This is a genomic window from Paenibacillus sp. JT31N7, assembly GCF_059692095.1.
In genome coordinates this window covers 149,357-171,435 of the sequence record NZ_JCAUAT010000005.1, presented here as the reverse complement: position 1 = coordinate 171,435, position 22,079 = coordinate 149,357, and the positions used below count along the sequence as shown (strand labels likewise).

At 46.8% G+C, this 22,079-nt stretch carries 23 protein-coding genes and 1 pseudogene; 18 read left to right on the top strand and 6 right to left on the bottom strand.

Going from position 1 to position 22,079, the window contains the following annotated elements:
* The first annotated feature begins 41 nt into the window (after nucleotides 1–41).
* From AC58P5_RS21230 to AC58P5_RS21200, 7 genes are all read left to right on the top strand, one after another.
* The gene (locus AC58P5_RS21230) at nucleotides 42–1,292 is read left to right on the top strand and encodes a TerD family protein (RefSeq protein ID WP_497390082.1); all 1,251 of its coding nucleotides are present in this window, start codon (nucleotides 42–44) and stop codon (nucleotides 1,290–1,292) included.
* Between the two features lie 24 nt (nucleotides 1,293–1,316).
* Nucleotides 1,317–2,114 (top strand): TerC family protein, encoded by a 798-nt coding sequence (locus AC58P5_RS21225; protein WP_497390417.1) that lies wholly within the window; start codon nucleotides 1,317–1,319, stop codon nucleotides 2,112–2,114.
* 138 nt (nucleotides 2,115–2,252) lie between these two features.
* A complete protein-coding gene (locus AC58P5_RS21220; RefSeq protein WP_497390080.1) occupies nucleotides 2,253–3,470 on the top strand; it encodes an HpcH/HpaI aldolase/citrate lyase family protein in 1,218 nt (405 codons plus the stop codon).
* The gene (locus tag AC58P5_RS21215; protein ID WP_497390078.1) at nucleotides 3,400–4,788 is read left to right on the top strand and encodes a phosphoribosyltransferase family protein; all 1,389 of its coding nucleotides are present in this window, start codon (nucleotides 3,400–3,402) and stop codon (nucleotides 4,786–4,788) included. The genes AC58P5_RS21220 and AC58P5_RS21215 overlap by 71 nt, the downstream gene beginning before the upstream one ends.
* Nucleotides 4,789–4,864: 76 nt before the next feature.
* Entirely contained in the window at nucleotides 4,865–5,950 is a 1,086-nt protein-coding gene (locus AC58P5_RS21210; RefSeq protein WP_497390415.1) for a cysteine protease StiP family protein, read from the top strand.
* Between the two features lies 1 nt (nucleotide 5,951).
* Nucleotides 5,952–6,800, top strand: a complete 849-nt coding sequence (locus tag AC58P5_RS21205; protein WP_497390076.1) for an HAD family hydrolase — start codon at nucleotides 5,952–5,954, stop codon at nucleotides 6,798–6,800.
* On the top strand, nucleotides 6,778–7,812 hold the full coding sequence (locus AC58P5_RS21200) for an ATP-grasp domain-containing protein (protein WP_497390074.1): 1,035 nt from the start codon (nucleotides 6,778–6,780) through the stop codon (nucleotides 7,810–7,812). The genes AC58P5_RS21205 and AC58P5_RS21200 overlap by 23 nt, the downstream gene beginning before the upstream one ends.
* A 256-nt stretch (nucleotides 7,813–8,068) precedes the next feature.
* Here AC58P5_RS21200 and AC58P5_RS21195 read toward each other — a convergent pair whose 3' ends face one another.
* A complete protein-coding gene (locus tag AC58P5_RS21195; protein WP_497390413.1) occupies nucleotides 8,069–8,740 on the bottom strand; it encodes a vWA domain-containing protein in 672 nt (223 codons plus the stop codon).
* A 75-nt stretch (nucleotides 8,741–8,815) separates the two neighbouring features.
* Nucleotides 8,816–9,331: pseudogene (locus AC58P5_RS21190) on the bottom strand (TerD family protein); the annotation flags it as partial.
* 505 nt (nucleotides 9,332–9,836) lie between these two features.
* On the opposite strand from AC58P5_RS21190, the gene AC58P5_RS21185 reads away from it, so the two are divergent.
* From AC58P5_RS21185 to AC58P5_RS21175, 3 genes are all read left to right on the top strand, one after another.
* On the top strand, nucleotides 9,837–11,156 hold the full coding sequence (locus AC58P5_RS21185) for an S-layer homology domain-containing protein (protein WP_497390072.1): 1,320 nt from the start codon (nucleotides 9,837–9,839) through the stop codon (nucleotides 11,154–11,156).
* A 307-nt stretch (nucleotides 11,157–11,463) separates the two neighbouring features.
* Nucleotides 11,464–12,027, top strand: coding sequence for a hypothetical protein (locus AC58P5_RS21180; protein WP_497390070.1), 564 nt, complete (start codon nucleotides 11,464–11,466; stop codon nucleotides 12,025–12,027).
* Nucleotides 12,028–12,247: 220 nt separating this feature from the next.
* Nucleotides 12,248–13,108: a hypothetical protein gene (locus AC58P5_RS21175; RefSeq protein ID WP_497390068.1), complete on the top strand. Its 861-nt coding sequence runs from the start codon at nucleotides 12,248–12,250 to the stop codon at nucleotides 13,106–13,108.
* A 255-nt stretch (nucleotides 13,109–13,363) separates the two neighbouring features.
* Here the strand turns inward: AC58P5_RS21175 and AC58P5_RS21170 are convergent, their stop codons facing one another.
* Nucleotides 13,364–13,765: a hypothetical protein gene (locus tag AC58P5_RS21170; RefSeq protein WP_497390066.1), complete on the bottom strand. Its 402-nt coding sequence runs from the start codon at nucleotides 13,763–13,765 to the stop codon at nucleotides 13,364–13,366.
* Nucleotides 13,766–13,969: 204 nt separating this feature from the next.
* Between AC58P5_RS21170 and AC58P5_RS21165 the strand changes: the two genes are divergently transcribed.
* From AC58P5_RS21165 to thrC, 8 genes are all read left to right on the top strand, one after another.
* On the top strand, nucleotides 13,970–14,743 hold the full coding sequence (locus AC58P5_RS21165; RefSeq protein WP_497390064.1) for a hypothetical protein: 774 nt from the start codon (nucleotides 13,970–13,972) through the stop codon (nucleotides 14,741–14,743).
* Nucleotides 14,744–14,747: 4 nt separating this feature from the next.
* Complete coding sequence (locus AC58P5_RS21160) at nucleotides 14,748–15,113, top strand: GntR family transcriptional regulator (RefSeq protein ID WP_009671720.1); 366 nt, start codon at nucleotides 14,748–14,750, stop codon at nucleotides 15,111–15,113.
* Between the two features lie 27 nt (nucleotides 15,114–15,140).
* Nucleotides 15,141–15,860 carry an ABC transporter ATP-binding protein gene (locus AC58P5_RS21155; protein ID WP_497390062.1) on the top strand — a complete coding sequence of 240 codons (720 nt, stop codon included), beginning with the start codon at nucleotides 15,141–15,143 and terminating at the stop codon, nucleotides 15,858–15,860.
* A 70-nt stretch (nucleotides 15,861–15,930) separates the two neighbouring features.
* Nucleotides 15,931–16,605, top strand: a complete 675-nt coding sequence (locus AC58P5_RS21150) for a GntR family transcriptional regulator (RefSeq protein ID WP_497390060.1) — start codon at nucleotides 15,931–15,933, stop codon at nucleotides 16,603–16,605.
* A gap of 6 nt (nucleotides 16,606–16,611) precedes the next feature.
* Entirely contained in the window at nucleotides 16,612–17,589 is a 978-nt protein-coding gene (locus AC58P5_RS21145) for a DMT family transporter (RefSeq protein WP_497390058.1), read from the top strand.
* Nucleotides 17,590–17,916: 327 nt separating this feature from the next.
* A complete protein-coding gene (locus AC58P5_RS21140; protein WP_497390056.1) occupies nucleotides 17,917–18,126 on the top strand; it encodes a hypothetical protein in 210 nt (69 codons plus the stop codon).
* Nucleotides 18,127–18,217: 91 nt separating this feature from the next.
* The gene (locus tag AC58P5_RS21135) at nucleotides 18,218–18,853 is read left to right on the top strand and encodes a histidine phosphatase family protein (protein ID WP_497390054.1); all 636 of its coding nucleotides are present in this window, start codon (nucleotides 18,218–18,220) and stop codon (nucleotides 18,851–18,853) included.
* A gap of 183 nt (nucleotides 18,854–19,036) precedes the next feature.
* Nucleotides 19,037–20,290: a threonine synthase gene (gene thrC, locus AC58P5_RS21130; protein ID WP_497390052.1), complete on the top strand. Its 1,254-nt coding sequence runs from the start codon at nucleotides 19,037–19,039 to the stop codon at nucleotides 20,288–20,290.
* A gap of 133 nt (nucleotides 20,291–20,423) precedes the next feature.
* Here thrC and AC58P5_RS21125 read toward each other — a convergent pair whose 3' ends face one another.
* The 3 genes from AC58P5_RS21125 to AC58P5_RS21115 all read right to left on the bottom strand — a co-directional run bounded on the left by AC58P5_RS21125 (nucleotide 20,424) and on the right by AC58P5_RS21115 (nucleotide 21,935).
* Nucleotides 20,424–20,747, bottom strand: coding sequence for a potassium channel family protein (locus tag AC58P5_RS21125; RefSeq protein ID WP_497390050.1), 324 nt, complete (start codon nucleotides 20,745–20,747; stop codon nucleotides 20,424–20,426).
* Nucleotides 20,748–20,913: 166 nt separating this feature from the next.
* Nucleotides 20,914–21,534, bottom strand: a complete 621-nt coding sequence (locus AC58P5_RS21120) for a GTP pyrophosphokinase (protein WP_497390411.1) — start codon at nucleotides 21,532–21,534, stop codon at nucleotides 20,914–20,916.
* A gap of 185 nt (nucleotides 21,535–21,719) precedes the next feature.
* Nucleotides 21,720–21,935 carry a hypothetical protein gene (locus AC58P5_RS21115; protein WP_497390048.1) on the bottom strand — a complete coding sequence of 72 codons (216 nt, stop codon included), beginning with the start codon at nucleotides 21,933–21,935 and terminating at the stop codon, nucleotides 21,720–21,722.
* Nucleotides 21,936–22,079: the final 144 nt, after the last annotated feature.

The window sequence follows — 22,079 nt, the reverse complement described above, 5'->3', positions numbered from 1 at the left end:
GCTGTACAGCATCCTCTATATCGCCTTGAGAGGTTGATTTTATGCCCATTCCATTGGTAAAAGGTCAGAAGGCTGATCTTACAAAAACAAATCCCTCGATTAATAACATAATTGTAGGGATGGGTTGGAAAACATCCGATAGTTCTATTGAAGTTGATTTTTCTGCATTTCTACTGTCTGCATCATCTAAAGTGACAAAGGATGAAGATTTAATTTTTTACGGGAATCCTCATGGACCCAACAATTCAATTTCCGTTATTGAATCTAATAAACAGGCATATTCAGGACTAGCGGACCATGCACAGCTTTCAATTAATCTTCAAAATGTTCCTCCCTTATATGAACGAATATCATTTGCTCTAACCATTTATGAAGGTGAGAAAAGAAAGCAGAACTTTTCACTCATTGACGATAGCTATTTACGGATCATTGATCCTTCCAGCGGGGCCGAGTTAATCCGCTATAGCATCGGAGATGCTTTCTCCGTAGAAACTGCAATTGTAGTAGGAGAATTGTATAGATACAAGGGCGAATGGAAAATTAATGCCATTGGATCAGGTTATTCTGGTGGTCTTGAGGCACTTTGCAGCAGCTTTGGAATAAAAGTGAAATCAGAAGCTAAAACTACGCTACCATCTAAACCTCCTGAACAGCCTAAAATCATAACTGCCTCAAAACCTTCGCCGGCTTCTCCTATCAATCTGAAAAAGATCGAATTAAAAAAACGAGGGGATGCGATCAATCTACAAAAAGGTTCGGGCCCTATCGGTGAAATACTGATCAATTTAAATTGGAATCAGAAGAAAACAAAGTCTTTTTTTGGATCCCAAGGAATAGACCTCGATCTTGGCTGTTTATATGAAATGAAGGACGGAAGCAAGGGGGTCATTCAAGCGCTTGGAAATGTATTTGGATCTCTGGCCTCCTTTCCTTATATAGCCCTTGATGGTGACGATCGAACGGGTTCTGTTGTTTCCGGTGAAAATTTGAGGATTAATGGAAAGTTTGTTTCGGCAATCGATCGAATCGTCGTGTTTGCATTCATATATCAAGGAGTAACGAACTGGTCACAGGCAGATGGGGTTGTCACTATCAAACAAAGTGAGGGTCCGGAGATCGAAGTACGGCTTAACGAACACGATAACAACAAAAGAATGTGTGCGATAGCGATGATTAAAAATGTCAATAACCAGACCTTCAGTATAGAAAGATTAGTGGACTATCATTCAGATCATCAAAAACTGGATCATGCTTATGATTGGAATTTAAGATGGGTAGCCGGAAGAAAATAACTATAAACTTCGGAAGGATATACAATAATGTATGATTTTTTTGCAAGTTTCTTCAATAACTTCCTGGAGTTTTTTAACTGGGAGCATACGACCGCGATACTTTCCGATCCAGTGAACTGGGGGATTATTGCTTCACTGATTCTTCTTGAAGGACTGCTTTCAGCAGATAATGCTTTAGTACTTGCCGTACTGGTTAGGCACCTACCTAAAGAACAACAGAAGAAAGCCTTGTTCTATGGTATAGTCGGGGCTTATGTTTTCCGCTTTATTGCCATTAGTATCGGTACTTTCCTAGTTAAAATAACTTGGGTTAAGATTGTCGGAGGTCTTTATCTGTTGTGGATTGCTTGCAGCAATCTTTTCGATTTGGAATTCAGATTTGCTCGTATAGGTCGCGTTCCTCTCCTGCCGTATATCGCCAGAAAGGGCAATGATGAAGGAGATGTTGAAAACAAAGGTGCGGGATTCTGGCGTACTGTCCTAACTGTTGAGCTTATGGATATTGCATTCAGTGTGGATAGTGTAATTGCAGCTTTTGGAATTAGCGAGCAGGTATGGGTATTGTTCTTGGGAGGAATTTTAGGCGTGCTAATGATGCGCGGTGTGGCTCAAGTGTTCTTAAAGCTTATTGAACGTTTTCCCGAATTGGAAAAAGCCGCATTTATTCTCATTATCATTATCGGAGGTAAAATGCTTGCCGGAGTAGCAGGCTACGAAATGTCTCATATTTTGTTCTTTGGACTTTTGATAGCGGTATTTGTTGGAGCCATGATTCTGAGTGCCCTTAGAAAAAAAGCGGAAAAATCTTCAGAGTCTATTTAATTAAACGGACATGCCTAAATATCCCTTTTGAAAATATCCCGTCTCGGAGCAGGGGGGATATTTTTATCCTCTTGAAAATGATCAGGTTTACCTGTTTATGAAAAGATAAAGGTTTAATTAATTGCTGGAGGTAAAACAATGCGTTACTTCAATTATTTGAGCAGCGAAGAAGAGAAAACGCTATTTTATTCGAAGCCTATTTGTTTTTCAAATTACTCTAGCAAAGATATTCTTTCCCATGCTGTTGGAGCCGCTTTATATATGCCTGCAACCAGACAGCAAATTGCTGAAGAGATCGTATCCGGCAGAGTTAAAGGTCTTGTTTCAATGGTCCTTGATTTGGAAGATGCAATTGGAGAAAAGCAAGTGGGCCTTGCAGAAGAATCTTTATATAAACAGTTGTATAAGGTCCATTCTTTGTTAAAGAGCGGCTCTATTGATGAAGACAAGCTGCCGCTGATCTTCATTAGAGTGCGGAGTCCAGAACAATTAGATTACATGATTAAGAAACTTGGGGAAGTCATTCGTATTGTTACAGGATTTACGCTTCCCAAATTCAGTACAGAAAATGGACGCCGTTATTTTGAAACTATTAGTAATTACAATGAAAAAAAAGAAATCGCTTATCCAACGCTTTACGGAATGCCTATCCTCGAAACTTCTGATGTTATTTACCGTGAATCCAGAACGATTTCGTTACTCGGAATTAAGGATTTGCTGGAGCAATATAAACAATATGTATTAAACGTCCGAATCGGGGCTACTGATTTCTCTAGTCTTTTTGGTCTTCGTAGGGGTCCTGATATGACTATTTACGATATTGGAGTCATTCGGGATTGTATCACGGATATAATAAACGTCTTCGGAAGAGTAGAAGATCAATTCGTGATATCCGGGCCCGTTTGGGAATATTTCAAAAGTGACCGGCTGCTAAAACCCCAGCTTCGAGAAACTCCATTCGAAGATTCAGCTGGATCTGCTGGTCGAAAACTGAGAAATGAATTTATTAATATTTACGTGGATGGACTACTTCGTGAAGTCACTCTGGACAAAGAAAATGGTATCATTGGAAAGACAATTATACATCCTACTCATAACCTTCCTGTGCAATCTCTTTACGTGGTAACGCATGAGGAGTTCCTTGATGCCACAAACATGATTGCTAATAATAATGGAAGCCTAGGAGTTTTTAAAAGCCAGTACAACAATAAAATGAACGAAATCAAACCCCATCTCAATTGGGCTAATCGGATTTTATTTCGTTCTCAAGTATACGGGGTGCTACATGAACACAAGAACTTCACTTCCTTACTTATCGGACAAGACGAGTTCGTTCAAGAAAAAGCGTTTGTATAATATTATTGGAGATCTCCAAGTAACAATTGAGATAACCCACAATGAATTAAACCTGCCGTTAGATACCTTTTTTAAGATGGCCGCGAGAATCAATAAAAAAAGAAGTTTCTTATTTGTGAGTAAAGTTCTTGGTAAACACTTAGCTGTTAATCCAAATGTCGCTTTACTTAGCGGTGCAACCTTGGGAATTTTGCTGCAAAATCATCTTGGTGGACCACAGCCCCATTGTCTTCAGGATCTTGTACAGGCTTTTGATAATGAAGATCAGGCAGAGAATATGTATAAATCGATTAAATCTACCCCTCTGCAGGTGTCAGAACCAACCATGTTTATTGGGTTTGCGGAGACTGCAACTGCTCTTGGACATAGTATGTTCGATATTTTTTCAGGACCAACGAAATTCCTTCACACCACACGAGACCTCATTAATGAGCTAGAACCTACTTTAAAATTTGAAGAAGAACATTCTCATGCAACCGCTCATAGATGTTATGCCTTAAACGAAACGTTTTTTGAGGGTAATGAACCCGTAATTCTTGTGGATGACGAAATTACAACAGGCAAGACCGCTTTAAATATCATTCAGGATCTTCACCAGAAGCATCCTAGATCTAAATACGTTGTGGCAAGTCTTCTTGACTGGCGATCCGAACAAGACATCCAACGATTCCATCAGATCGAGCAGGAGCTAGGTATCACGATTACTTGTCTTTCGTTGATACAAGGTCAAATTTCTGTTGCAGGCACTCCTATTGAATTGAATACAGACAAGGCTAGGACTTCACCTAACCCTCAATTTCAACTAAAAACACATCATGTAGGACAATTTTTTCATAAGCTGCCTTTCTCGTCGAGAAATTCTTTGAATGGTAATAACCATTTACCCTTTTTGAAACTAACCGGCCGCTTTGGCATGAACGGCGAAGACACATGTGAATTGGACCAGCAAGTCGCGGAATGCGCTAAGTACCTTAAATCTTGTAGAATCGGTCAAAAAACGTTATGTATGGGAATGGGAGAGTTTATGTACATACCCATGAGAATCGCAGCTGAAATGGGGAGCGGAGTTTCTTATCAATCAAGTACCCGCAGCCCTATTCACCCAAATAGTGAAAATTCTTATGCGATCCATAATGTCTATCGTTTTGAATCTCCAGAGGATTCGAAGATTCCCAACTTCTTCTACAATGTTTCCAAGGATACTTATGATGAAATTTTTGTGTTTATCGAACGCGAGACCGATGAGAACAATCTCGCTTCTTTCTTAGATGCTTTGGGATCTACAGAAGTCCCTGCCGTTCACATCGTTCATTTTTAAATAAATCTAATTAGGAGGACTTGCCCAAGTGAATCTCCACGATTACAAAAATAAAAAAATAGATGCACCTGTTCCGATGGGAAGCTATAAATCAGAAGATGTAATTTTTCTTTTGAAAGATTTGAGTAATGTAGTACTTGAAAAAGAGACGGGGGATCGGGAAGCAGCCATACAATCGGGAACACATTACTCTGAAATGTTACCTGTCGAATACAAACCAACGGATGAATATATCCAATTATTCCTTGATACATTAGAGAGCACGGCGAGAAGAGTGGCGGTTGCTTGCGGCATTGTGTCTGAACTTATCGTATCAAAGCGAGGCCTGAATATCGTTTTAGCTTCTTTGGCACGTGCAGGTACGCCCATAGGTATTCTAATTAAGAGATACCTCAAAAGAATGTATAATGTAAACCTGCCGCATTACAGCATTTCTATCATTCGTGGAAAAGGAATTGATGAAAACGCTGTTTTATATATGATAGAGAATCACCCGGGAATGGACATACAATTTATTGATGGCTGGACAGGGAAAGGCGCTATTCGCAATGTTTTAAGAGAGGCTAGGGAAGCGCTTCTCCATAAAGGGATTACACTTAATGACGATCTGGCAGTATTAGCTGATCCTGGCCGATGCTCGGAAACCTATGGCACAAGAGAAGATTTTTTAATCCCGAGTGCATGCCTCAACTCCACTGTTTCTGGTTTAATGAGCAGAACAGTACTCCGCGATGATCTCATAGGTCCGGACGAGTTTCATGGAGCAAAGTTTTACAAAGAGTGGTTATCTGAAGATCTTTCAAACCTTTTTGTGGATAAAGTATCTGCATATTTTACTGAAATCTCAGAAGAGGCCAAGATAATGTCTAAGCGGCTTATGGATTCTAAACCTCATGCTAGCTGGCAAGGTATGAAAGATATCCAACGAATTCAAAGGGACTTTGGTATTGCCGACATTAATCTTGTTAAACCTGGCGTGGGGGAAACCACAAGGGTCTTATTACGAAGAATCCCATGGAAAATACTTGTTGATCGTCTGGATAACCCGAATTTAAAACACATTATTTTATTAGCGCAAGACCGTCATGTACCAGTTGAAGTCTATCCTGGGCTGACTTATTCTTGCTGTGGAATCATTAAGCCGGTTAAAGGCGGTGAATAGAATGATTTTTGCAAGTGATTTAGACAGAACTCTAATTTACTCTAAAACATCCATGGGTCCAGGAATTAATGATGAAGATCTGATTCCGGTCGAGCTTTACAAGGATGAATATATTTCATTTATGTCAAAACAAGCTTTATCTCTACTGAATGATATTTCTCAAATTGCTACGTTCATTCCGGTTACTACTCGAACGATAGAGCAGTATCAAAGAGTATTTCATATTGTGAACACATATACGCCTAAATATGCCATTACAAGTAATGGGGCCAATATTCTTTTTGAAGGTGTTCCAGATGTCGAGTGGTCAGCAATAGTTCAGACTGCTCTAAAGACCTCTGCATCTCATACTGAGGTAAAGGCTTTGTTTGATGAACTATCGTCTCCTGAATGGGCGCTGAGAGGAAGATTATGTGATGATATATTTTTTGTCATTATCATCGAACGTGATAAGCTACCTGCCTCTACCATCGAAAATTTAAGAATTAAACTATCCATTCTCGGTTGGACTCTCTCCATCCAAGGACGTAAATTGTATATGATCCCATCGGGAATAAGCAAAGGCGCTGCACTGCTTCATTTGAAGACAAGAATAGGAGCTTCTTATATTGCAGCGTCAGGTGATTCATTATTAGATGAAAGTATGCTGCTAGCTGCTGATTTTATTTTTGCTCCGGGACATGGGGAACTGTTCGATACGTATAGCTCTTCGAACGTATACAGGTTTACTGAGAGTGCTGGAATAAAAGCTTCTGAAGAACTCCTGGATGGAATTAAAGAAGCGATAAGCATGGTGTCTGGAATGAGAACGGAAAAAAGGAGCCAGTATGAAAAAACGAATATGGTTTAATCGTACATTTTCTGCAGCTAGTCATTATGTGGAAATGATTCGTAATAACTCAGATAATCTAAAATTTGAAATTTATGCAACTCACCCCAAAAAACATTCCCCTATGCTGCAGGTGGCTGATTATGCTGAATTAGAGCCTATTCTGCCCATAGATCAATATGTTCAATACTGTATTGAATTTTGTCGATACCATCAAATCGATATTTTTATTCCACATTTTGGGTTAACCGAAATTTCGTTGCATGCTGCTGAATTCGAAAAAACAGGTACAAGAGTGCTGTTAAGCGGGGATTATAAGCTTCTAAATATCGTTGCGGATAAGGGGCTATTGTTCGAGGCGCTAAAACCAGTTGAAAGTCTTACCTTGCCGGACTATTTCATCGTAAGTACCGCTGCTGAATTTGAATCTGCTTATCAGGTATTAAAAGATAAGGGTCACCAAGTTTGCTTTAAACCGGCACAAGGGGAAGGCGGAGCAGGTTTTCGTATAATCGAAGAGACTTCTAAAAATATAAATAGCCTTTACGAACCCGTAACTAATCGCATACTTCTTGAAGAGGTACTTCGAATACTATCAAGTGTGGATCGCTTCGAAAGTCTGATGGTTATGGAATTGCTGGAGGGCCATGAGTACAGTGTGGATTGTTTAGGAAACAAGGAAGGGCTTCTTGCAGCTGTTCCCAGAAAAAAAGTTGAGGGAAGGATTCGCGAGCTCGAAGAAAATACCGAGTTAATACAGTTGTCTCACGACATACACAAAGTACTGCCGCTTATGTACAATTTTAATATTCAGTTTATTTACCAAAATAAAGTACCTAAACTTTTAGAGATTAATCCGCGCACCTCGGGGGGCTTATATATCTCTTGTCTGAGTGGCATCAATTTTCCTTATTTGGCTTTGAAAAGCTTCCTTGGTCATGAAGTGAGTTTACAGCAGCCTGAACTTGGTATTTTAGCGACTCATATTGAGAAAGAAATTATAATAAAGGATCATTCGTTATTTAGTGAATAAAAAAGAGTAGAAAAGGACATCCTACAAGCATATATATACAATACCATTCATATATTTTTAAAAAAATGATTGGGGTGTTTATAATGTTTGGAGGATTTATAATTACAATTTTATTCGTTTATCTAATAATGAGTGCATCATCGGAAAAAGCAGAGTCCATTGCAGAACTTAACGAAGTTAAGATTAATTAATGGTACTATTACAAGCTAATAATTAGGTCATGGAAGATAGTTAATCTTCACATGACCTTTTTTAATTACCTAATTATCCTTTTTTGTTTGGCCTCTTTAATCCATGACGGAAATTCATTTAAAAGCTGATCGTAGAGCGTCTCATCATTAACAGCACTAATATCATTTAAATGAATAAAATTCGCGTTGTCTACGACTCGCCCTTCCATTGTGTCCAAGTTCTTTAACACTTTAAAATCCGAACGGCCTATTCCGACAAACTGCCAAAAAATCGGTTGGACAGAGGCTTTGGTAATAACTTTCTTAATAGACTTGACAACCCCACCATCATTAATAAAGATAATAAACGCGGGAAGGTCGGAATTCTCTTCATTCGTATATTTGTGAATCACATCTTCCATAACGGGAGGTTCGTTATTCGTGCCAAACTTATGAATATCCGTATTATTAAGTATGTGGTCTATCACATACGTGTCAAAATTTTGTTCCGTAGCCGCTGGTAATCGGCTGAAATAATGATCATACACCCACACATCCAGGGAGGCGTTATCGTCGAAATGGCTGGCTACCGCTAATATGCGTTCAACAACTTCTTGCACAGTACCATCACGGTATAAGGATATCATAGAGCCTGAAATATCTAGTACAATACCTACTCTAGCTTTAACATGAACAATTTCTTTCTTTACCAATGTATTTTTTAATGTTTTTTTACGCAAATCAATAGTTGAAAGAATCGGCTTCTCTACGGATTCTGAAGATGCAGCCGTCTCCGGTTCCTCGTTAATAACCTCAAGTCCAAAGTTTGTACATAATGCTTCAAGCCCACCATAAAACCCACTACCAATTGCATAGAATTTCCATTCGCTTCCGTGCCTGTATAACTCACCTGCCACTATGGCCGTTTCGTTAGACAAATCAGATCCGTAGTTAAATCGGAGCAATTCTTCCCCGCTATCCGCATTGATTAATCGAAGATATAGATCGGTTACATGTTTAAAAAAATAGCCTTGTTTTTCTCTTTCATGAATGGTTACAGTAAATGCGATTTTGGCAGTCGTTTCATGAAGTTCGGACAAATTAATATCAATGGATTCTTCACCCTTACAATTTGTTGCAGAATGCGCCACGGCTCCGTTCACAGCAGTCGGGTTACCGTAAAATATAAAATCCTCATCCTTCTCACAATAGTTCCGAGCAGATAATATAAAAGCCGCAGCATCTATACTCATGTTGGAACTAGCAGTCCAGCCAATCTTCATAGTTAATTTAACCGGGTTGTTTCTTCCAGTGGTAATATTGACTTTTTGTCCTTTTTGCAATTGCATACTTTTCAGTCACTCCCGTTTATTAAGTGGTTAAAGTTAGGATGCTTGTACGGTGAGCTTGTAGCTCGCCAGTGAATCAGGCACCTGTATTCATTGGATGCATAGTGAAGGACGGTCGGAAAATCTAGTGAAAAGTTGATATTTGTTTTATAAATGTTCCATTTTACGAAGGCAATTTTCATGATAATATTTTCAGGGGGAATTTTTGTCACATCGTAAAAAGGACTATATACCCATATTACCCTACATGTGGATTAGATACAAAATTACTATGTTTACTTACATATATTTTGCGTTAAAGCCGCCCCTAAAAGCAGTCCGTTGCGGCTGCTTTTTCTTATTCCGCCCCGGAAGAGGGGAAGCCGGTTAGCCGGGAGGGGATCAGCTTTTTCATCCCCTTATATTACATAGGTCTAAAGAATTAGGTTATTAGTCTCGAAATGAAGGGGAATTGTGGAAGGGGGCGAATAGTTAGGAGACTACTCTCGGAGAGGAGCATCATCGAATGAAAACAAGTACAGGATTACGCAAAAAAATGGCAGTCACGCTGCTCGCATGCACCGTGATGGCGCCCGCTCAACTATCTTGGGCCGCTTCGGCGTCCGCTGCAAGCGATATCTCGGGACACTGGGCCGAGCAGCAGACGAAGCAATGGGTAGACAAAGGATACATACAGGGTTATGCGGACGGTACGCTGAAGCCGGACAAAGCGGTAACCCGCGCCGAGTTCGTTTCGCTGGTTAACCGCTCGTTCAAGCTGGAAGCGCAGGGCACGGCTTCCTTCAAAGACATCGCGGCATCCGATTGGATGTACGGTGAAGTCGCCAAAGCGGTCCAGGCCAACTATATCGAGGGGTACCCGGACGGCAGCTTCCGTCCCAACGCTTCGATTTCCCGCCAGGAGGCGGCCGTGATCGTCTCCCGGCTGCTGAATAAGACAGCAGCTCAGAGCGAAACAACCGAGGCTTTCCTCGATCAGTCTGCCATCGCGTCGTGGGGAAGCTCGGCGATTGCGGCCGTAGTCAGCTCCGGCGTGATGAGCGGCTATGCGGACCATTCCTTCAAGCCCGAAGCGCCGATCACCCGCGCCGAAACGATTGTTACGCTGCAGCGGGCAGCCACTAAAACGGCAGCTCCGACGGAGACCACGGGACCAGGCCCGGAGGAGGTATCTCAGCTGACGGAGAGCACCATTGCCATCACAGGCCCGGATTCCGTGAAACTAACGGACGAGTCAGCCCAAAGCATTTCTTTTGAAGCGGCCGTTAAAAACAAGAACGGCGAGGCCGTCAAAGACGCCAAGGTCGTCTGGAGCCTGGAATTCGCAAACGATCACCAGAGATGGCAGGACGAGGGGGACTCTTCATACGGCATTACAATCGACCCGGCTACGGGCAAGCTTAATGTCGGCTGGTATTCCTGGATTGAGGATTTCAAGGTCGTCGTCAAACTGGCATCTGACCAATCCGTCGCTGCTTCCAAAACCGTTCAAGCCAGTCAGGGAAACATTAAAAGCGTTCTAGCTTCCAACGGTACGGTTCAATTCGTTTTCTTCGAAGAGCCGAAGGTGCAGGACGACGGCTACGGCGGGAAGTTCAGAGCGGACATTGATTTGATCTCCATCGGTCGGGAGGATTTACAAGATCCGTCCCTTTACAAAGAATTTGAAATTACCAAAACGGACTATGACCCGGCGACCCAAACAGCCACCTTCCATTTCGACCCGATTGCCGCAGCGGCCGAGAAACAGGACGTTTATCTCACCATCGGCTATATCGAAAGCACGTTTATTTCGGGTGCGCACTTCGTGATACCGGCCAAATAGAGAGGCTGCTCTTCTAGAAATTGAGCAAAGAGGTTCAGCAAAGAAAAGAGCTGTACCGAAATTCATCGCAGATGATTTTGGTACGGCTTTTTTGTATATAAGGCCTACACCGTGTAACGATGAAACTAGATCAAAAGAGTTGAAAGTCTAAACCCTTGGAGAACAGGGGGTTTCTTCACGGGTTCCCCCTTTTTTGCTGATCTATCGGCTATATCGAAAGTACATTTATTTCGGTGCACACTTCCTTTGAGCCCTCCCTAATATTCTTGACTAATTTGCTAATTTTCTAAGAAAATGAGGTGCTTTTTTGGAAGCCATAGAATATGCTTCTATTAATGAAATTGAAAAAATAATTAGCACTTTTGGACGATTGGATGTTGAAAATCTTGATCATCCTAATAAATTAGTTGTTGGGATTCTTGATAAATACAAAAGTGCTCTAAATGAAGAAGAAGCATTTAGGCTAATTAGTTACGAAGGACATAATATCAAATATGAAAAGAACTTTATTGAATTTGTACTCAGGTGCATCAGAGAATATCCAGACTTTCATATATTCATTAGAAATTTTAAGAGCATTAATAATAGGGAATTAAAGAAAAAATTTGATTCAGAAGAGGTTAACTTGGTATTAAATATGAAAAAAAGTATCACGGAAGATACATTAATAAAAGTTAGAGATATTTCTATCATAAAATTGATACTAAGCTTATCGACAAGAGAGGTTTGCTTTTCGAATTTCTTTTTTGGAAGTTTTGTCGTTATTGGAAATTTTGATTTGAGTTTCCCTGTCTATTGCAGCACCAAAGAAACATTTAATGATTGTACAAAGATGGCAAGTGAAAATGGGTTATTTATAAGGACGAACTAAGTAAATGGGCCACAGGCAACTAAACCTCGTTTGTGGTTATTTTTTATAGTATTCTGCTTCTCAGCACTTCTTTGGTTATGACCCGGCAGCATTTATCCCCCAAATCTTTGAACCACTCCCTTCCTTTTCTCGCCTATAGGTATGTAGGACGCAGCACAGCAACGCAAACCTGGAAGCCGTGCAATCATCCCGTCCTGCTACAGAAAAGGAGAATGAAATCATGAAAAAAGCAACACTTGCCGTATTAAGCGCCGCAATCGTATTGGGAGGAACCCTGACAGCAGCAGGGCCGTATGCGTCCGCTCACCAAGCTAATGCACAGCCCGCGGTAACAGCCGCAGCTAAAGACACAAACGCAGCACCGGTGTTCCAATTGACTCCTTCCTTAAAGAAACATTGGGGCGGAGTGGAGTTCGCCTTGGAATATCTCAACGCTTCCGAAGCTGGCACGGAGTTTACGATCTCTCGCAAATTACCGGCCGATCCCGCTGATCTGGACCCGGAAATCGACCGTAAAATCATGGATATGGACTACATGGTGATAGATAGCAACGGATGGATATATGAGAGACAGAGCGGGAGCGGCGGGATGTTCGCATTCTCCGACGGTACTTTGGGCATGGGGCATGAGGAAGCGGTGGAAGCGTTGAAAGATCAGCCGCAGGAGCTGACGATCAAGCCTTATATCGGCGGGTATTACGACGATACGTCGACGATGTTTGCGGACAAAGCAGATGTGAAAACGCCTCCGAAGGGAATTTATCCGCTCCAAGTGGATCAGGGGAAAATCGGCAGCATTTCCGTCGCGGGCGTGGACTTCGGCGAGGACAAAACCGTTGTGCGGGTAGCGGCCGCAGGTGAAACGGCACCGATGCAAACAACAGGCATCTGGCTGGTCGAGAACGGCAAAGGACTGGACGAGACGGGCAAGAAGCTGAAAAGCGTCGACGACGACGTCTACGAGTACGAGCTGAAATTCCCTGCGGTCAGCAAGAACGCTTCGCTGGAACTGCTGACCAAACGGATGACGCCGGTCACTTTCCTGGACAATCTGGAAATGACCGTACAGCTTCCGCGCTAAGCGGAGGGGAGTGGCGGCCCGATAGGGTTGACCACCTTCATGTGACGCTGAGCACCGAGCACCGCGCGCTGGGAGCTGCTTCTTGCGGTCCCGATTGAACCGTCGTCGGCATCTGAGTTTTTCGCTAACGAAATGAAATTCGTTCCGCCGGGAGAAGCCGCCCATTTGATTCAGGACGCGTATAGTTTACGCGGTTAAAATTCATACCTGGCGAAAAAGCCTGCCTTTAGAAGCAGCCCGTGCGGCTGCTTTTTTTTATTCCTTTTGACCGGAGAAACGGGCTGCCAGAACTATATCCGCAACAAAAAACAAAGCGGCCGCCGCCAGACTGGCAGGGAAAAGAATCAGTCCGAACACTCCGTGCATGATTCCCGAAACGACAAGCCGCAGCTTACTGTAAGGCAGGACGCAAAAACCGATAAAATCGCTCAGCAGAGACGTAAAGGTGCCGTATACATAAATAACGGGAGCGGAGTAGACCAGGTAGACAAACCCCACGGACATAAACCGGGAAAAAGCTCCCGGGTCGGCTCCCGCAGGGTGATAAAAGAAAGGTTTATGCCGTGTGTACCAGGCGGAAAAGAACGCGAACAAGAGTGAAGAAACGGTTGCGCTCAGCAGTTTTCTTTTCACAAGTTTCATCAGGTGGGGTGTCATTCCGGATAGTCTCCTTTCTGATTAAAAAGGACCATTCACTACGATTTATCGTAGCGGATGGAGGTTCCCGGTGTAAGTTCTAACTTTTATAGGTCCTCAATCAAGTAGCTGGCAAAGGAAAAATACGGGTTGACACTCCCTTTGTACCAGTGTACTATTTAATTAATACAGTAACACAAAGAACTGACCGAGGAGGAATACACTTTGAACGCATGGTGGAATTTATTCAAGAAAGAAATCGGCTTACGGACAGCCGTGACCGGCTCTCAAAAGACCTGGGCAGCTTTTTCCGTCGGTATGATCGCTTTGATGACGTTTATGGCTTACCGCTACCAGTCGGGGATTGTCACCCCCTTGTGGCTGGGCATCATTTATCTGCATGTTTTTCTTCCGTCCGTTTATCTGCTGATCAGTTTCGGTAAAGAACGGGAGCGGGCACCGCTCTGGTTTCAGCTGCCGCAGCCGGGTTGGAAGCTGATCGGGGCGAAATATGCGGCTGCGCTGACGGAGATGATCAGCGGTCTGCTCGTCTCGATTACGATGTTCCTGTGGATGTACAAGGTGGAGAAAACGACGCTGATCGAACGTGCGGGAGAGGATCCGTTTTATTTAGCGGGACATGTCAGTTATTTCTCGGGTCTGCTTCACGGCTCGGGCTTTAAAGAAGCCTTTATCTTTTTCTTTATCGCGTTTTCTATCGCCGCCTTGGCGGTCCTGGTGTACTTCACGGCTCTGGCACTAAGCAACCGGGTCGGCCGGCTGCGCTGGCTGGCGGCGATTATTCTGATCGGGGCGGTCATGCTCGTGGAATATACGTTTGAAATGAGCCCGGTGTATCAATTTTTGTTCAAGTGGGGCTACGCCTTTGATTTGGACGGCGATCCTTTTTATTCGGGGGAAATGATTTGGTCGCTGGCAACTCTGGCTGTCGTCGTGTATATACCGGCCTGGCTTTTGGATCGCAAAGTGGAGGTGTAAGTTCATGCCTGAACAGTTTTCGGGCTCGCAGCCGATTTACCTGCAGCTGGTTCAGCGGGTATGCCGGCAAATCATCCGCAAGGAATTTCCGCCGGGAGGCAAGCTGCCCTCGGTCCGGGAACTTGCCGTACAGTTCGGGGTTAATCCCAATACGGTCCAGAGAGTGAATATGGAGCTGGAGAGAATGGGCATAGTCGAAAGCCGGAGGGGACAGGGGATGTTTGTTACGGAAGACGAGTCGTTGTTAACGCGGCTCCGGGATGAGCTGAAAGAAGGAGAATTAAAAAGATTCGCGGAGGAAATGCGTGATTTGGGCTACTCCAACGAGCAGATTATAGAGAATGTACAGAAATTTCTCAAGCTGAATTAAGGGTCTTTCAGAGGAGAGGAAATGAAAATGGCAGAAACCGGGTACCGTACGGAACCTATCGTTGTGTTCGATGGGGTAAGCAAGAGCTTTATCGGCAAAAAAGTGCTGAAAGACGTCAGCTTCCACATACCGAGGGGACAGATTATCGGCATCATCGGCACGAACGGAAGCGGGAAATCGACCGTGCTGAAGCTGATGGCAGGACTGCTGCAGCCTTCCAAAGGAAGGGTGGAGCTTGAAGGACAGCGGGTATCGCGGATCAGTTCGCGGCGGATCGCGTTCCTGCCGGAGCAGGACGTATTCTATCCGGCTCATACGGTGGAGCGTACGCTGCGTTTTTACACCGCGATGTACCAAGACTTTGACATTGCGAAGGCGCTGGAGCTGGCCGAATCTTTCGGGCTGGATTTGAAGACAAAGGTAGTCCGGCTGTCCAAAGGCAACCGCGCGCGTCTGAAAATCGTGCTCGTGCTCGCCAGACAGGTTCCGCTGATCGTGATGGACGAACCGTTGTCCGGTCTGGATCCGCTGGTGAGGGAATCGATCATCCGGACCGTGATTTCTTTCGTGGACATGGAGGAACAGACGCTTGTCCTGTCCACCCACGAAGTCGACGAGATCGAGCCTTTGCTGGACCGCGTTATTCTGATCCGGGACGGGGAAGTCGCCGGCGATGAGTCGGTCGAAAAGATTCAAAGCGAGCAAGGAGTAGGACTTGTAAACTGGATGAGGCAGGCGGGCGGATAACGCCCGCCTGCTTTTTCTGTTCCCGGAAAAGAGGTTGACAAACTAATCTATAAACCAATATATTGGTTTTATGAAAACGAAACCAACCATTCAACGCATTAAACGCCAATCGTTCCGCGACGAGATTTACGAGGCGCTGCGGCAAGCGATCGTTTCGCTGGAGCTCGAGCCGGGCGCCAAGCTCAGCGACCAGGAGCTGGCCGAGCAATTCGGCGTAAGCCGCACGCCTGTCCGGGAGGCTCTCAAGCGCCTGGAAGACGAGGGGCTCGTCGAAGCGGTTCCCGGCTCCGCGACACGCGTCACGCCGCTGAAGCCCGAGGAAGGCAGGCACGCCTTCACCGTAGTGGCGGCGCTCCATGCCTTGGCCGCCCGTCTGGCCGTGCCGCGTCTGGGCCCGGAAGAGTATGAAGCGCTGGAAGCGTCCAACAGGGCGCTGGAGCTAGCTCTTGGCCGGAACGACATTCCGGCGGCAATCGAGGCGGACGGTGGTTTCCACGCCGTGTTTCTCCGGGCGGCAGGCAACCCGGAAATCTTGTCCGCGCTGAAAGGCATCCTGCCTAAAGTGCAGCGGCTGGAAATTTCCCGGTTCGCTTCCGTTCACGGGCTTCAATCCGTCGAGCAGCACCGCGAAATCACCGAAACCTGCCGGAAGGGCGATGCGGCGGCCGTCTCCCGTCTGGTCGAAGAGAACTGGCTCACCTTGGGGGAGCGACTGGCCGGGAGCAATCAAGCAGAGAAAGGCTGAACATCCATGAAACCGATACTGCTGGGCATTTTATCCGCCTTTTTCTTTGCCATTACGTTCGTGCTTAACCGTAAAATGGAGCTGGGAGGAGGGAGCTGGCTCTGGAGCGGCTCTCTGCGCTACCTGTTCATGGTCCCGTTCCTGCTCCTGATCGTGGCGGGCCGCCGCAACCTGCGGCCTCTCTTCCGGGCGATGCGGCTGCACCCGTGGAAATGGCTCCTGTGGAGCACAGTCGGCTTCGGGCTGTTTTACGCGCCCATGTGCTTCGCCGCGTCCTATTCTCCCGGCTGGCTGACCGCCGGAACGTGGCAGCTTACCATCATTTCGGGCTCCCTGCTCGCCCCGCTCTTCTGGGAGACGGCCGCGACTCCCGCCGGGCCCGTAAAAGTCCGCAGCCGGATTCCGCTGCGCGGTCTCGCGATGTCGCTCGTCATTCTGGCCGGCATCTTCCTGCTTCAGCTTGAGCAGGCCGGATCGCTGACGGCGAAGGATCTGCTGCTCGGCGTCCTGCCGATTGTGATCGCCTCCTTCGCTTATCCGCTCGGCAACCGCAAGATGATGGAGCTGTGCGGCGGCGGGCTGGACGTGTTCCAGCGCGTGCTCGGCATGACGCTGGCCAGCCTGCCGTTCTGGCTGCTCCTCGCGGGCTGGGCATACGCGAGCGCCGGGCTGCCGAGCACGGAGCAGACCTTCCAGTCGCTCATCGTCGCGCTGTCTTCCGGCGTCATCGCCACGATTCTCTTCTTCCGGGCGACGGACATGGTGCGGGAAGACGTGTCCAAGCTGGCCGCCGTGGAAGCGACGCAGTCGGGCGAGGTGCTTTTTGCCCTGGCGGGCGAGGTGCTGCTGCTGTCCGCCGATCTTCCTTCGGCGCTGTCCTGGCTCGGCATCGGGATCATTGTGGCCGGTATGGTGCTTCATAGCCATGTGTCCCACCGGCGGCCCGCAGCCCGGCCCCAGGAAGAACTTTCTATGGAAAAGTAACCGCGAATTTCCGGTTATCCCCAGAAACCGCACTCCCAAAAAGAGATTTTTCTCTGTAGGGGAGGCGGTTTTTTCTAGTTATCAGCAGTTATCAACAAACTTATCCCCATAATCTACACTTTTAAAAGCCTATCTGTGTATAGATCGAGTTTCTGTTATTAACATATCCACAACCCGATTTATCCACAAGGCCAACTTTCTATATAGACTTACGGACCGGGAAAAGGACTTCCAAAAGGAAAAACCGAATGTATGTAAAGAGGCTCAATCGCTTATAAGCAAATCTTTCATAGAGAAACAGCACACAGATGAAAAGGAGTGCGCGAGATGGAGGACCTTACTTTAAAACACGTGGATGCCAAACATCCGGATCTATGGCTGCTGATTGAAAAATTGGAACAGCCGGAATCCCTTCATTTCTATAAGAAGCACGGCTATGTGGAAATCGACAGATACGGCGAATATATCGGCAGTGAAGCGAGTATCTGTTTTGAGAAGCGCCTGGCGGGCGAGTCTGCCAAATCTCCGGCCGGGTAGAGCTGAAGCGATTCCGGCTTGTGCAGCGAAGCTCTCTTCAATCAACGGCGGCACATTACAGAGGATGAAAACCATAACGGGAGGAATACAAATGGCGGTAACGACTTTATATTTGACCCGTCACGGGCAGACCGAATGGAACGTGGCCAAGAAGATGCAGGGGCATCAGGATTCTCCGCTGACATCTCTGGGCGAAACGCAAGCGGCCTGGCTGGGCGAAGCGCTGGCGGAGGTGCCGCTGGACGGCATTTACTCCAGTTCGAGCCCGCGGGCCGTCCGGACAGCCGAGATTATACGGGGCGCACGGAAGCTGGACATTGCGGAGCGGGACAGCCTCAGAGAGATGAACCTCGGGGAGTGGGAGGGGCAGCGTTTGCCCGACATCGAGCAGCGTGAGCCCGAGCGGCATCATGCTTTCTGGAAAGCGCCCCATCAGTTTCGCGCGGGTACGGGCGAATCGTATGAGGACGTAAGGGAGAGAGCGGTCGGAGAGATTTTGAGAATCACCGAAGAGAATCCGGGCAAAAGCATTCTGATCGTCACTCACACGGTTGCCCTCAAGCTGATCATGGCGTATTTCGAAGGCCGCGATCTTCGCGATTTGTGGGAGCTTCCTTATATCCATCCGACCTGCCTGTGCAAGGTGGAGCTGGAGGACCGGGTTCCGCGGATCGTTCTGCACGCCGATATCTCTCATTATAAAAATGAAATCGAAGGCTCATTCTGAGCGGAAATGATTGATTTTTTTCATAGAGTATGCAAAAATACCACAAAAGATCGCATTGGTTAATCATTCCATAGATCTGACGTAGAAATAATAGCTGGCCCGTCCTAATATGTCCGCCACTCTTATGAGGCGGTAAATCTGATCTTGTGAGGAGGAAGATAGACGCTAGTCTATCGAACCGCGATGAAATATGTTTGCGTTGAGTGCAGCAAGGTGTTTGCCGAATTCCGCTATACCTGTACGTGCAATGGAATGCTTGATATTTCCCAGGACTTTGCCGGTCTGGACGCCGAGGAGCTGAAACAGCGTTTCCACAATCGGCTTTCCGACAGGCTTTCCCCTTATGCAAGCGGGGTATGGCGCTATAAAGAACTGATTTTCCCGGAAGTGGAAGATTCGGCGATCGTGACCAAATACGAAGGAAACACGGGGCTGTACCGGAGCGATGCGGTTGCCTCTTATGCGGGGACAAGAAGCGTCTGGCTTAAAGCTCAGAGCGAGAATCCGAGCGGTTCTTTCAAGGACAACGGCATGACCGTTGCGGTTACGCACGGCCGTTCGCTGGGCTACGACCGGTTTACCTGCACCTCTACGGGCAACACGTCGTCTTCTCTTGCGATGTATGCCTCTCTGGCGGGCCGCAAATCTTACGTGTTCGTGCCGAACAAAAACATTTCCCTGAACAAAGTGCTGCAAACGTTAGCTTACGGCGCTAATATTTTCTCCATTGAAGGAACCTACGACCACGGCATCAAGTTTCTGGAGGAGAACAGCGAGAAGCTTGGTTTATATATTTGTAACTCGATCAACCCGTTCCGCATCGAAGGCCAGAAAAGCATCGTATACGAGCTGGCGCAGGTGATGAGCTGGAAGCTGCCGGACTGGATCTTCGTACCCGGCGGCGCGCTGAGCAACGTTTCCGCTCTCGGCAAAGGGCTCTCCGATCTTTACGCGCTCGGTCTGATCGATAAGCTGCCGCGCGTGGCGCTCGTGCAGGCGGAGGGAGCGAGTCCCTTCTACAAGATGGTCGCAGAGGGCAAAACGGCGCTGGAAGCGGAGCCGAATCCGTACACGAGAGCCTCGGCCCTCAATATCGGCGATCCGCCGAGCTGGCGCAAAGCGCAGCGCACCCTCCAGGAGACGAACGGTGTTGCCGTGTCCGTCACGGACGAGGAGATTCTGAACGCGAAGGCCGTTATCGACGGGGCCGGTATCGGCTGCGAGCCGGCTTCCGCGGCGACGGTAGCGGGTCTGCGCAAGCTCGTTTCCCAGCAGATTGTGGACAAGGACGAGACCGTGGCCTGCATTCTGACGGGTAACATGCTGAAAGATACCGATGCGCTCCGCGAGTACCACCTGGAGGATAACAAACCGTTCTCCAACAAGATCTTTCCGTCCAGCCTGACCTACGACGACATCTTTGCCATGATTAAATAAATGAGGTGCCGAGCCCCGTTTTTCCCGGAAGGGAGGACGGGGTTTTTTCTTAGTACGGCCGCCTAGCAAAAGGCCGCCTTCTCGCGAAAGCGGCCTTTCATCAACCGGAACCCTTCTCCCGAAGGAATCCGGTTTATTTTTTGCTCGTCATAATGCCATAGGCGACCCGCAGAATCAGCCCCAGGAAGAGTCCGGTACCGGCAATGATGTAAAGGATCGTGAAGATTTTACCCAGCTCGGTCTGGGGAACGAAGTCCGGATGTCCCACCGTGCTCAGCGTCGCCACGCAGAAATAAAGGGAATCCAGGACGGAGAGCCCCTCCACCTGCGTGTAGAAAATCGTGCCGGACAGTAGAATCAGCAGAATCAGCACGAACAGAACCTGAAAATCTTTTTCTTTAAAAGCGTGCCATAGGCCGCCGACGAGTCTTTTGAGTGTGAGTATAAACGATACCATGGTTTCACTCCTGCTTCAGATGAAAGTACGGGGGCTGTCGTTACCGGCAAAGTGTCCGTTGTTCGTGCTCTGTGTTCCGTGTTCCGAAAGCGGCGGCCGCCGTACACAGGTCCCGGATCGTCCTACGGCACCGCTTAGCCCGGAAACCGCAAAACGGGTCTAGCGGTCAGGCTTCGGGTTTGACGAGCGCCTTCTGGCTCTGCACCTCGTTGTTCAGCGCGAGCATCCGGGCGTCCAGCGAGGCGATCAGATCGGCAGTATCCTTAAGTTCCTGACGGATTTCGGCCGGAACGCCTTCGTTGTATTTATAGTAGATTTTGTGCTCCAGGCTTGCCCAGAAATCCATGGCCACCGTGCGGATCTGGATCTCCACGGGCACATGCTCGATCCGGTTAGTGAGAAAGACGGGAATCTCAATAATAAGATGGAGACTTTGATAGCCGTTGGGCTTCGGATGCTTGATGTAGTCCTTCGTCTGAACGACCCGCACATCGTTCTGGCCGCAGATCATGTCATAGATCCGGTAGATGTCGGTTGAGAACGAGCAGATGATGCGGATTCCGGCAATGTCCCGGATATACGAGCGGGTGTTGTCCATCGTGATCTCGAGATTTTTGCGTTTAAGCTTGGTGGCGATACTTTCGGCCGATTTGATTCTCGTTTTCATATGCTCGATGGGGTTGTAGTCGTGAATGAACTGGAACTCCTCGTTCAGGATTTGCAGCTTCGTGCCGACTTCATCCAGGGCAAATTTGTAGGTGAGCAGAAAATGCGCCCAGCTTTTCATATTTTTTATATCCACAATCACAATAAATCCTCCTAACCGGCCAGACTGCTGGCCGGATTTTCGAAAGTACGGTTGTTATAAATTTTACAGGCTGCGGATAGGGAATACAAATTTCGCCGGATCTCCGCTTGAACGTGTCCGTTTCAAAAGCTTATCTTTTCCCCGAAAAATAGCGGACTATCCCTCTAATGAAGCAGGAACGAAAAAAGGGCGTTCCGCCGAACGTCCTTGTCAGGTTCAGGTAGGCTCTCGGCGATATGCCCGATAAGTTCCGAGAGATCCTCCTGTCCGGCTTGCGGAGAGAGGGTGTCCGTGAGCATCCAGCCGTTAAGGATAACCGAGTGACCTTCGTACTTGTCCGACAAATAACCGGCCGCTTGCTGGGTTTTCTCGTTTTTCATTGATATCCCCCGCTATCTATAATAGTGAGTTATTCCGGTAGCTGTTCATGAAGCGGGGCGAGAATCAAATCGGTGTTATTCCGTCTATCATGGACAAGCCTTTCGGCAAATGAAAATGGCGTTCAAACTTCGGGAAGTTTAAAC

Coding starts and splice junctions, on each gene's coding strand:
- thrC (WP_497390052.1), top strand. CDS start 19,037: ATGAAATATGTTTGCGTTGAGTGCAGCAAGGTGTTTGCCGAATTCCGC.
- AC58P5_RS21160 (WP_009671720.1), top strand. CDS start 14,748: ATGCCTGAACAGTTTTCGGGCTCGCAGCCGATTTACCTGCAGCTGGTT.
- AC58P5_RS21150 (WP_497390060.1), top strand. CDS start 15,931: ATGAAAACGAAACCAACCATTCAACGCATTAAACGCCAATCGTTCCGC.
- AC58P5_RS21120 (WP_497390411.1), bottom strand. CDS start 21,534: ATGAAAAGCTGGGCGCATTTTCTGCTCACCTACAAATTTGCCCTGGAT.
- AC58P5_RS21170 (WP_497390066.1), bottom strand. CDS start 13,765: ATGACACCCCACCTGATGAAACTTGTGAAAAGAAAACTGCTGAGCGCA.
- AC58P5_RS21145 (WP_497390058.1), top strand. CDS start 16,612: ATGAAACCGATACTGCTGGGCATTTTATCCGCCTTTTTCTTTGCCATT.
- AC58P5_RS21210 (WP_497390415.1), top strand. CDS start 4,865: ATGGGAAGCTATAAATCAGAAGATGTAATTTTTCTTTTGAAAGATTTG.
- AC58P5_RS21155 (WP_497390062.1), top strand. CDS start 15,141: ATGGCAGAAACCGGGTACCGTACGGAACCTATCGTTGTGTTCGATGGG.
- AC58P5_RS21125 (WP_497390050.1), bottom strand. CDS start 20,747: ATGGTATCGTTTATACTCACACTCAAAAGACTCGTCGGCGGCCTATGG.
- AC58P5_RS21215 (WP_497390078.1), top strand. CDS start 3,400: ATGAACACAAGAACTTCACTTCCTTACTTATCGGACAAGACGAGTTCG.
- AC58P5_RS21185 (WP_497390072.1), top strand. CDS start 9,837: ATGAAAACAAGTACAGGATTACGCAAAAAAATGGCAGTCACGCTGCTC.
- AC58P5_RS21115 (WP_497390048.1), bottom strand. CDS start 21,935: ATGAAAAACGAGAAAACCCAGCAAGCGGCCGGTTATTTGTCGGACAAG.
- AC58P5_RS21140 (WP_497390056.1), top strand. CDS start 17,917: ATGGAGGACCTTACTTTAAAACACGTGGATGCCAAACATCCGGATCTA.
- AC58P5_RS21175 (WP_497390068.1), top strand. CDS start 12,248: ATGAAAAAAGCAACACTTGCCGTATTAAGCGCCGCAATCGTATTGGGA.
- AC58P5_RS21220 (WP_497390080.1), top strand. CDS start 2,253: ATGCGTTACTTCAATTATTTGAGCAGCGAAGAAGAGAAAACGCTATTT.
- AC58P5_RS21205 (WP_497390076.1), top strand. CDS start 5,952: ATGATTTTTGCAAGTGATTTAGACAGAACTCTAATTTACTCTAAAACA.
- AC58P5_RS21200 (WP_497390074.1), top strand. CDS start 6,778: ATGAAAAAACGAATATGGTTTAATCGTACATTTTCTGCAGCTAGTCAT.
- AC58P5_RS21230 (WP_497390082.1), top strand. CDS start 42: ATGCCCATTCCATTGGTAAAAGGTCAGAAGGCTGATCTTACAAAAACA.
- AC58P5_RS21135 (WP_497390054.1), top strand. CDS start 18,218: ATGGCGGTAACGACTTTATATTTGACCCGTCACGGGCAGACCGAATGG.